Here is a 9,821-nt window from a genome sequence, read left to right on the forward strand (position 1 = left end):
CTTGCTTGACAATCCAAAAATAATTGAGAGGCTAGGACTTTTGTCCCAGCCTCTTTTTTCCATTATTCATCTCCTACATGATAGTAGATCGAGCCTTGTTCCCCAAAACTAGCGATACCAACACCAGACCATAAGCGGTTTTTAGAGGCATCTGATGTATCTTTAAAGACGACTTGTCCTTGATCATCGACCTGATCACCAATGGTCACTCCTGCAGGAATATACTCCAACAAGAAGCCTCCATCACGACCACCATAAATGCCTTCTGAGGCTGTTCCATAATCCGTCAAAGAAGCTCCATAGCCCTCTAACTCTTGTGAGACCAACCCTTTGTCGTTAAAGACCAGCTTGTTTCCCTTATCATCTTGCCAGACACCAGCAATACTGCTGTAGTCTCCATTGGCAATAGCCTCAAGATCCATTTTCTTCACTTCTTTTTTCTCTTCTTTTTTTTCTTTCTCCTTCACTTCCGAACTAGAAGCATCCGTCTTTTTGACCTCAGAAGAGGTTGTCGTTTGACTAGAAGAAGTGGTTGATTTTTTGCTCGTTCCCTGTTGCGAACAAGCTACCAACAGGACCACACTGAGAAGACTCACAAGAATTGCACCAACTTTTTTCATTTAAAATTCCCCATACATTTTTTAATTTAAAGCCCTTTCATTGTAACGTATTTTCAAGCATTTGACAAGCTTTGCTCCCCATTTTTAATCAAAAAGAGACCGGGATAATCAGTCCTAGTCTTTCTTTTGATATAGCTCTTAATGAGCCAGCATTTCCTGTGCCACTTCTAAACCAGATAAGTTGGAAGGATAATAAGTTGGCCAATTTTCCAACTCATCATAAAGCGCTTCTTGACTCTTTCCTCCATGGAAAATGTGGAAGTGAGCTGCCTTTACCGGAGTAATTTCATGGTCACTAAATTGAACATATTTGAAGTCTCCCGCATCGCTCTCTTTCGCTTCAAAGAGATAACGAACACCACGATTCCCCTTCTTATAAGTCAAAATGTGCTTACCTACGTATTTATAGGTATATTTCTTAGAAGATCCTTTTTGATAAAACTCCATTGAATCCTTATCAATCTTAATCCGATCAATATCTGTTTGGTAACCCTTGGTATAATATTCCTTATACTCAGCAGCCGTCATAGTTGGATTTAATTTTGCCTTATAATCAAAGACCTGATCCAACGTTCCATCTTGCAAGTATGGATAAACCGATTTCCAATCACCTGCATAATTTGCTAAGCTACGATCCTTCACTTGACTATCCTCGAAATAGCCCTTTTGAACTGTCTTAGCATCTTCCTCATGTTCCGGTTGAATATCCTTACCAGCTTGGGATGTGGTTTTCTCTAGTGCCTTCAGATTCTCCTTCATAACAGACACGTAGTCTTCGCCATCTTTCATTTCTTGATCCGTCAGGCTTTCCAAAGGATTTAAGACAGCCAACTCAACACCAGCTTCAGAAGACAAGGTTTTCGCCAAGGACTTAGAAGCATTTTCCTCAAAGTAAATCACCTTGATCTCATTTTTCTTGATATACTCTGTCAATTCACGCAATCGTGCAGCAGAAGGTTCGCTATCAGGTGAAATCCCTGAAATAGCCACTTGGTTTAAGCCATAATCCAAGGCCAAGTAACGGAAAGCCGCGTGTTGGGTCACAAAATTCTTTTGCTTAGCATCTTTCAAGCCATCCTGATAAGCTTGATCCAAAGCCTGTAACTTCTTCAAATAAGCTTGCGCATTTTTCTCAAACGTCTTTTTCTTATCTGGATAAGCTGCGACCAACTGATCGCGAATCGACTCTACCATCTTCATGGCACGATGTGGAGAGAGCCAAAGGTGAGGATCATATTCATGATGGTGTTCTTCGCCCCCTTCGTGTTCATGTTCCTCTTCCAATCCAGGAAGCAAGACCATGCCCTTGGTGGCATCGATCACTTTGGTTTTCTTATCCTTCATTGATTTCAAAAGATTTGGAACCCACGTTTCCATGTTTTCATTCTCATAGACGAAAACATCCGAATCTTGAATCATAGCCCGTCCCTTAGCAGACAATTCATATTCATGAGGCTCTGATCCCGCTCCAATGAGCAGGTCTACCGTTCCTTCATCTCCGACAATATTTTTTGTAAAATCATAAACAGGATAAAAAGTGGTCATCACTTTTAATTTTCCATTTTGACTCTGACTTTTGCCACAAGCAGTTAAGATAAGAGCAAAAGCCACCAACAACATTAAACCTATTTTTTTAAATTTCATATTTACTTCCTCAAACGTGATCCAAGATTCACAAGCAAGAACAAGGCCACAAATAAAAGCGTGATGCTGGCACTTGCTGGTGTATCTGCAATATAAGACAAAATCAACCCACTAAACATCCCGATAAAGCCAATAATGACCGCAATCAGCATGACCCCACGGAAGTTCTTCCCTAATTTCAGCGCAATACTAGCCGGTAAGACCATGATGGTTGAAACCAATAACGATCCTGCTGCAGGAATCATTAAAGCAATAGCAACACCCGTTACCACATTAAATAAGATGGACATGGTCCGGACCGGAAGGCCATCTACGAAGGCCGTATCTTCATCAAAGGTCAAAATATACATAGGCCGCAAGAATAAGGCCGTCAGCACTAATACAACGAAAGCAATCACAAACAAGGCGATCACCTGTTCATCCGTAATGGTTAGGGTAGAACCAAACAAATATTGATCCAAGCTCATGGAGCTTTTCCCACCACCACGCATCAGTACCAAAGCTAGGGCAAGACCAGTGGACATTAGAATTGCCGTCCCGATCTCCATAAAGTCCTTAAATAAGGTCCGCAAATACTCTAGAAAAACCGCAGCTATAATGACAATGATCATAGTCGAAAGCGTCGGAGAGATCCCAAGGAAAAGCCCAAAAGCGACACCCGCAAGAGAGACGTGACTTAGCGTATCACTCATAAGACTCTGCCGTCTTAAAATCAAGAAAATCCCTAATACAGGAGAAAAAAGACTCATGGCAACCATAGCCAACAAGGCCCGTTGCATAAAATCATACTGGAATAAATCAAGCATGGTCACCCTCCCCTTCAGTATCATGGACATTAAAACATCTCCAAGGAGAGCTTTGGTCACGAACCAAATGAATATTCCGATCCGCAAATTGGTTAACCTCTTCAGGATCATGCGTAATCATCAAAACAGATTTTTGATGGTGATGCGCACTGTGATGCATCAACTCATAAAAATCACTCTTTGTCGTCGCATCCATCCCTGTCGTAGGTTCATCTAAAACAAAGATATCCGGATCTGAAGCAAACATCCGAGCAATGACGGCCCGCTGTTTCTGACCACCAGACAAAGAACCAATCGCCCGATCCTTGAACTCCAGCATCCCAACAGATTCTAAACTCTTCAGAATATGCTTTTCATCGTGCTCATTCAACTTTCGAAACCAGCCTTTACGAGGATACCGACCTGACTTCACAAATTCATAGACCGTACTGGGAAATCCTGCATTAAAACTAGCAATCTGTTGCGGCAAATAAGCAATCCTTAACTTCTTTCCCTTAACATTCGTCTTTGAAATCTCAACTGTCCCGACCTTGGGCTGTAAAATCCCAAGACTAGCCTTAATCAAGGTTGACTTAGCAGCACCATTTTCACCGGTCAAGGTTACAAACTCCCCACTATCTAAGTAGTAATTGATTCCTTCCAGAACCGGTTCCCGGTCATAATAAAACGATAAATTCGAAACCGTAATATACCTCAAACTATAACTCCTCTTCCAATAAATCTAAAAACCGCGAAATAACCCCTTGCTCATTATTAGTAAACTTCGACAAAACATCCTCATAAGTATGAAGGGTATGCTGATGGTGGTGCTGATGCTCTAATGCAATCGGCTTACCAATCTCAGTTAAGCGATAATAGAGAACCCTAGCATCATTCTCATCGCGATAAGTCTCTAACATTCCCTGGCTTAATAAAGGTTTCACAGCCTTCGTGATAGCCGCCTGACTAACATTCAATTTCTTTGCTAAGACAGAATTGGTTAGAGCTTCATCAGCAACCAGCATCAAAATATGTTCCTGAGTGTTGGTTAATGAAACACCACTTGTACAAGAACCAACTAAAATCTCATGCTGATTTTCTGATAACAATAAAATAGAATTTAAAAATCGATCGATTTTATTTGCAACTTCAGACAAAATTAACTCCTTCTAATTCACTAAAAGAAACTTTACCGGTTAATTATATCATAAAAAAGAAAAAAATAAAACAAAAAAAGGAGTAAAACTCCTTTATAATCTATACCGGCGGCCGGGGTCGAACCGGCACGTCCTTGCGGACACTGGATTTTGAGTTCCATAACTCCATTATTTAAATCTTACAACCCTGATTTAATAGGGTTTTAAGCCTTTTGAATCTTGCAAAATAGACTCATTTTTCAAATTTTAGTAACTTTTTGGTAACACTCCATACCTTATCGTTCTAAGAGCATCATCAGAGAATAGACGATATGTCCCAACAGGTTATATTCATCCAGAGGTATTCAAGACACTTGTACGATTAACAGTTAATGTAATCATTTTATTTTCTCCTTTAATTAGGGTAAGTGTTTTTTATTATTTTAACAAAAATAACTCTTTAGCCCAAGAATTTGATAATTCATTTTCTAACAAAACTTTTTTTTTTAAATTTATCTTATGATATACTAAACTTATCAGCTATTGGTTCTGAAAAAGTGTCTGCCACAGTTTTACTACAAATTCTCATGACTTGTGCCAAGATTTATAAAAAACGGATAGCTATAATAGCTCTTAGAGCAAAAACATGACATATAGGAGGTTAAAGACATGTCATACTTTTATCTTTTTATCGCCATTGTAGGAGAGATATTGGGAACTAACCTTTTGAAATTATCAGACGGTTTTACAAAGCCTATTCCAACCGTTTCTGCCCTACTTAGCTATGGCGTTTGTTTCTATTTCCTCTCACTAGCAATGCAAAAAATTCCTTTAGGAATAGCTTATGCAACATGGTCAGCTGTCGGTTTAGTTTTGACAGCCTCTATCGCAGTAATGATTTTCAAAGAAACACTAAATGTTTATAGCATTATCGGTTTAATTTTGATTATCATTGGTGTTGTCATGGTTAACTTATTAGGAAATGCAGGACATTAATAAAACCGGCTCTATACTATTTGTAGTGGGTAAATCCCCTATGGATATTATGGAGCCTATTTTGTTGTAGAAAAAAAGTTCCATAAGAACTATAATGAAAAGCTAGAATTCTGTCAATATTTTGGACACATTTTGGGAGGGAATTTTGAAGACTAGCGTCCTCCTAATTTTCCCAATAAGTTTTAACTTCTTCAAAAATCTTATTCAAAAGTTCTGCATCTTTTTCTGACAACTGATTTTTTTCTATAACTCTATCTTTTAGTTCTGTTGCCTTTATTTTATTTCTTGCCACCGAAACTGCTATTGAATGTTTCAAAATATCAAACTCATCCTTTGAAAAGTTTGCAATATTGGTAAGATCTAATTGTTCTAGAGGTAAACTACTGATAATTGAATAAGGTTTTTGTCCCAGCAAATAATCTGTAGTAGTCCCAAAGATATTTGCTAATTTCACAACGAATTCTAATCCTGGTTCTAACGTTCCATTCTCCCACCGAGAATATGTCCCTTGTTGAACTCCAATTAATTCCGATATTTGTACTTGAGTTAACTTTTTTGATTTTCTGAGAGTTTTTAACCTCTCTGAAAATTTATAATCCTCTGTATACATAATTCTCCTATAGATATTCTTATTCGTATATTTTAGCTTGACAAAATATTCTAAACGGTATAAAATAGAATTATTCCATAAGGAATATTTATTTTGAGATTGAATATTCCATTGAGAATATTATAGCATAAAAGGAGGTAAAAGCGTATGTAACTAGTAGTCGATTTAAAAAATTTTAATAAAGGAGGTAGGATTCGACAAAATAAAAAATCTTGAAACAAATGTGCCGTTCGTTCCAAGATCAAAACATATTATGTAACAATTATACCACAGAAAACTCTTCAGTTGCACAAGAAAATTTCGGAGGTTTCACAAAAAGATGACCAATAAAGAGTTAGTCAATCAAATTTCTGGCCTAAACTCTACCTCTACTCTTAAAAATTGGATTCAACTGATTAAAGAGATAAGTGGCAAGGAATTTAAGAAAATTAAAGTTCCTATCAGTAGAAATCCCAGAACTCATCAATTAAGTTATACAGTTGCCTATGATTTTACAGACGAAGACCTTAGACAATTTCAAAAGTTAGCTAAACTAAAACTTGAAATAGGTCTAAAAGAGGCTATACAAGCCGTATTTGGGAGTCTAGCAGACAATGAACATGAATCCCTAAACCAAGTAATAGATGAGCTCTACGATGAACTGAGCGCCTTAAAACAGGAATTTAAGCGAGAAATGCGACTGATAAAAATTGAGAATTCCAACCTAAAAAAGAAAATCCAAGATATTGAAGAGTCGATGCAAACCGGCTTACTAGGGTTTGTTAACAAGAGGTCAAAAAATAGGTTCGGCTAATAGCGAGTTTTCGGCTGAGCCATGAGGCAGAAAGCCGAAAATGAGCGTAGATGCGGACGGACCATTTTTGACCGATAGGGTGTGTAGTAACACCACCCTCTGCAAGTTAGGTGTACCATCGAAAAAATTCAGTATTACCAAGGGTTTTGGAGATTTTAAGGGTGGCAAAATTAGGCAAAAAGTTGAATCAAAATCTATGGCAAAAAATGAGCATTTACGTTCTGTATTTGACTGGATTCAAATTCAGTTTGATAAGACTGAATTTTCGCCAAAAGAAATAATCGAAGATATCCTATTTCTTGACTTTGACCTATTTATTGAGAATAAGGGGAGCCTTAAATACTATAACTATGATAGCCAGCTTCATTATGGGAATATCCGTATCTACTATGGATCGAAAGAGTCGTCCTACATGCTTGTCATGTCAGGACAGGCACTAGAGTTCTATAGAGATATGGTATTAGATCCAAATAGTCTCTCCGAAAGACAGTTTCTGAACAACCTCTACTACAATTACATTCATTTTTCAGTAAGACGAATTGATATTGCAATAGATGATTTTAATGAAACACCCTATTTCACTCCTAATCAACTTCTAAAGATTTGTCAGAAGAAACGCTTTCTATATGGAAAAAGCACCTACTACAATACCTACGGAGATGAAACGATCGGTCAGACCTTATATTTAAGAAAACCCAATGATGATGAAAGACTTAGAATTTACGATAAGCGCTTAGAACAAGCTGAAAAGCTCGGGATCAGCAAGCGGTATATAGAAAATTGGATAAGAACTGAGTTAGAACTTAGGAAAGCAAAAGCTCACTACTTCATTCAAGAATGGTTGCATTCAGAAATAGATCTTCTTAACTTTACCAAGGGATACCTCAAAGAAAAAGTGAGGTTCTATAGTGATAGTCACTTCTCAAAACCTTTGAGATCTTGGGAAAAGTTTTTAGGTCACTCAAAACCTGTCTCTATCATTATTTCAAAACCAAAGACAGAACTAGAACAAAAATTAGAATGGTTTACCTATAAAGGTTCTGGAGCTATTCTAAAAGCGTATAAATTTCTATACGACAATAACTTACTGCATGAGTATGAGAAATCTAACTATCTCGCACTCAACAATATGGAATATCCACCAGATTTAGCAAGTGGATTAATAGAAAGGGCAATTCTCTTTAAAAGAGAAGATTTAATCCCTACAATCAAAGAAAATATCAAAAGGAGAAATTAAATATGGCAAAAATGCTCTCACAAAATGACTGGAATTTCAATAACATTGGAACAAAATTTGAATTGGATGAAGTCATTCCAAAATTTGAAACGGAAGTCCGAGCAGATGCAAACGGAGAAATTATCAAAAACCGAGATGGTAGCGAAAGACGTTTTAATACCGATAAAATCATTGGTTGGAAATACAATGTAACGATCAAGGATGGACAATTCAAAAAGAAATCAACCCAAGTCTCAGTAGACAATCCAGAAGCTTTAGTCGATAATGACTATATCCAAGCAATGGATCAAGTACCAGTTACATTTGACAATTTACAAGCTACTATGATTAGTTCAACGATGTATTACAAGGCGGATGCTATCCATTTAGTAGATGTAAAACAAAAATAAGTATAAGACAAGGGGAGTTAATCCTCCCCGTACTTAATCTAATTAGAAAAGGAGAGCACATGATTAAAACTGTAACAAAAGATGACCTTATCGAACTTGGATTTGCTCCAGGAACTGCAAGAAAGATTATCCATACTGGCAAATTACTATTAGTGAATCGTGGTTTTAATATCTACGATAACAAACGGATTGGTACAATTCCAGCCAGTGTCGCTGAAGAACTACTAGGAATTGAACTCCAGAAAGAAGCATAATGAATGACTATTCGTAAAACTAAAAGTGGTAAATGGACTGTTGATGTTTCTAACGGTTTCCACCCAGTCACACAAAAAAGAATACGTATTATTCGTAAAGGATTAAAATCTAAAAAGGAAGCCCTAGAACTTGAACAACATATTAGAGTTGTAGAATTAAAAGAAAAACAATTTGACTTTGTAGTAACAACGGATATGTTATTCGACTTACTTGAAGAAGATGATTTGAAAAATGGCAGAAAAGTAAGCTACACAAGTACACAAAGAAATAATTATGAGCGTCATATTAAGCCATATTTTAAAAATACAAATTTAAATAAATTAACGTATGACCATATATTCGAATTTCGTGAATACCTAAAAACAAAACCTAAAAAACAAAATGAAAATGAAGTTTTAAGCTATAATACAATTAATAAGGTTCTGATTCTACTTAAAAAAATTTTTGATACTGGTATAAGAAAATCACTCATTGATAAAAATCCAGTTAAGAATCTGAGAAAATTACCAATTAGGAAGCCTGATATTAAATTTTGGAGTATAGAAGAATTCACGAGATTTAGAGGACTTATTCGAGATGATGAAATAAGTTATGACCTGTTTTTCGTAATTGCTTTCTTTACTGGAATGAGAATGGGAGAAATCCTCGCATTGAACTGGAATGATATAAATCTTTTAACAAATACGATTTACGTTACCAAAACGGTATACTTTGTTAATAATACAAGCTACATTAATACAACAAAAACACGATCAGGAACTAGAAATATAACAATAAATCAGAAATTAGCAGAAATGCTAATAGATTGGAAAGTAAAACAAAAAGAAAAACTTGAGGAATTTACGAAAAATACTGAAGAACTTCAAATAATACAGAGTACACCAATATCAATTACAAAAAATATGATTGATAAGAAGTTTAAGCAAATACTAGAAAGGGATAAAGATTTAAAGAAAATAAGAATTCATGATTTAAGACACTCTCATGCATCATTACTTATAAATCAAGGAGAAGATTATCTTGTTGTCAAAGAAAGATTAGGACACGCATCTATTACAACAACAATTGATACTTATTCTCATTTGTACCCTAGCAAACAGAAAACATTGGCTAATAAACTTGATGATTTATTTTAAAATGGAAAAAATTGGTAACTCAACAAAAACAGAGAAAAAAAGACAAGGTCCGAAAACCTTGTCTTTTTTACTATACCGGCGGCCGGGGTCGAACCGGCACGTCCTTGCGGACACTGGATTTTGAGTCCAGCGCGTCTGCCAATTCCGCCACGCCGGCATAAATTTAACTGGGGTAGCTGGATTCGAACCAACGCATGAGGGAGTCAAAGTCCCTTGCCTT

12 protein-coding genes and 1 tRNA gene are annotated in these 9,821 nt (G+C 36.5%); 6 read left to right on the forward strand and 7 right to left on the reverse strand.

The annotated features are described in order from the left end of the window. Positions 1–62: 62 nt before the first annotated feature. From LIZ08_RS09815 to LIZ08_RS09835, 5 genes are all read right to left on the reverse strand, one after another. Entirely contained in the window at positions 63–620 is a 558-nt protein-coding gene (locus LIZ08_RS09815) for a DUF6287 domain-containing protein (RefSeq protein WP_118228501.1), read from the reverse strand. 138 nt (positions 621–758) lie between these two features. Next, on the reverse strand, positions 759–2,264 hold the full coding sequence (locus LIZ08_RS09820; protein WP_118096029.1) for a zinc ABC transporter substrate-binding protein AdcA: 1,506 nt from the start codon (positions 2,262–2,264) through the stop codon (positions 759–761). Positions 2,265–2,266: 2 nt separating this feature from the next. Beyond that, positions 2,267–3,070, reverse strand: a complete 804-nt coding sequence (locus LIZ08_RS09825) for a metal ABC transporter permease (protein ID WP_003009676.1) — start codon at positions 3,068–3,070, stop codon at positions 2,267–2,269. Continuing rightward, positions 3,063–3,767, reverse strand: coding sequence for a metal ABC transporter ATP-binding protein (locus LIZ08_RS09830; protein WP_003013743.1), 705 nt, complete (start codon positions 3,765–3,767; stop codon positions 3,063–3,065). The genes LIZ08_RS09825 and LIZ08_RS09830 overlap by 8 nt, the downstream gene beginning before the upstream one ends. 1 nt (position 3,768) lies before the next feature. Next, positions 3,769–4,206 carry a zinc-dependent MarR family transcriptional regulator gene (locus LIZ08_RS09835; RefSeq protein ID WP_049483546.1) on the reverse strand — a complete coding sequence of 146 codons (438 nt, stop codon included), beginning with the start codon at positions 4,204–4,206 and terminating at the stop codon, positions 3,769–3,771. A gap of 648 nt (positions 4,207–4,854) precedes the next feature. Here LIZ08_RS09835 and LIZ08_RS09840 point away from each other — a divergent pair. After that, positions 4,855–5,181 (forward strand): DMT family transporter, encoded by a 327-nt coding sequence (locus LIZ08_RS09840; RefSeq protein ID WP_009732038.1) that lies wholly within the window; start codon positions 4,855–4,857, stop codon positions 5,179–5,181. Between the two features lie 163 nt (positions 5,182–5,344). Here LIZ08_RS09840 and LIZ08_RS09845 read toward each other — a convergent pair whose 3' ends face one another. Continuing rightward, positions 5,345–5,791, reverse strand: coding sequence for a helix-turn-helix transcriptional regulator (locus LIZ08_RS09845; protein WP_000287814.1), 447 nt, complete (start codon positions 5,789–5,791; stop codon positions 5,345–5,347). A gap of 319 nt (positions 5,792–6,110) precedes the next feature. Here LIZ08_RS09845 and LIZ08_RS09850 point away from each other — a divergent pair, with 319 nt between their 5' ends. Genes LIZ08_RS09850 through LIZ08_RS09870 form a run of 5 tightly spaced genes read left to right on the forward strand, consistent with a single transcriptional unit; the run spans position 6,111 to position 9,601 of the window. Beyond that, a complete protein-coding gene (locus LIZ08_RS09850; protein ID WP_000182279.1) occupies positions 6,111–6,584 on the forward strand; it encodes a hypothetical protein in 474 nt (157 codons plus the stop codon). 40 nt (positions 6,585–6,624) lie between these two features. Continuing rightward, positions 6,625–7,821, forward strand: a complete 1,197-nt coding sequence (locus LIZ08_RS09855) for a replication initiation factor domain-containing protein (protein ID WP_004182182.1) — start codon at positions 6,625–6,627, stop codon at positions 7,819–7,821. Positions 7,822–7,823: 2 nt separating this feature from the next. Next, positions 7,824–8,210 (forward strand): hypothetical protein, encoded by a 387-nt coding sequence (locus LIZ08_RS09860; RefSeq protein WP_001096844.1) that lies wholly within the window; start codon positions 7,824–7,826, stop codon positions 8,208–8,210. 59 nt (positions 8,211–8,269) lie between these two features. Continuing rightward, the gene (locus LIZ08_RS09865; RefSeq protein ID WP_000598356.1) at positions 8,270–8,464 is read left to right on the forward strand and encodes a DUF3173 domain-containing protein; all 195 of its coding nucleotides are present in this window, start codon (positions 8,270–8,272) and stop codon (positions 8,462–8,464) included. 3 nt (positions 8,465–8,467) lie between these two features. Then, positions 8,468–9,601 carry a tyrosine-type recombinase/integrase gene (locus LIZ08_RS09870; protein ID WP_004182166.1) on the forward strand — a complete coding sequence of 378 codons (1,134 nt, stop codon included), beginning with the start codon at positions 8,468–8,470 and terminating at the stop codon, positions 9,599–9,601. A gap of 73 nt (positions 9,602–9,674) precedes the next feature. On the opposite strand, the gene LIZ08_RS09875 is transcribed toward LIZ08_RS09870, so the two are convergent. After that, positions 9,675–9,758: transfer RNA gene (locus LIZ08_RS09875), tRNA-Leu, on the reverse strand. Positions 9,759–9,821: the final 63 nt, after the last annotated feature.

Origin of the sequence: Streptococcus sp. 210928-DFI.4.42 (genome assembly GCF_020554365.1) — a bacterium.
Classification (GTDB): Bacteria; Bacillota; Bacilli; order Lactobacillales; family Streptococcaceae; genus Streptococcus; species Streptococcus parasanguinis_S.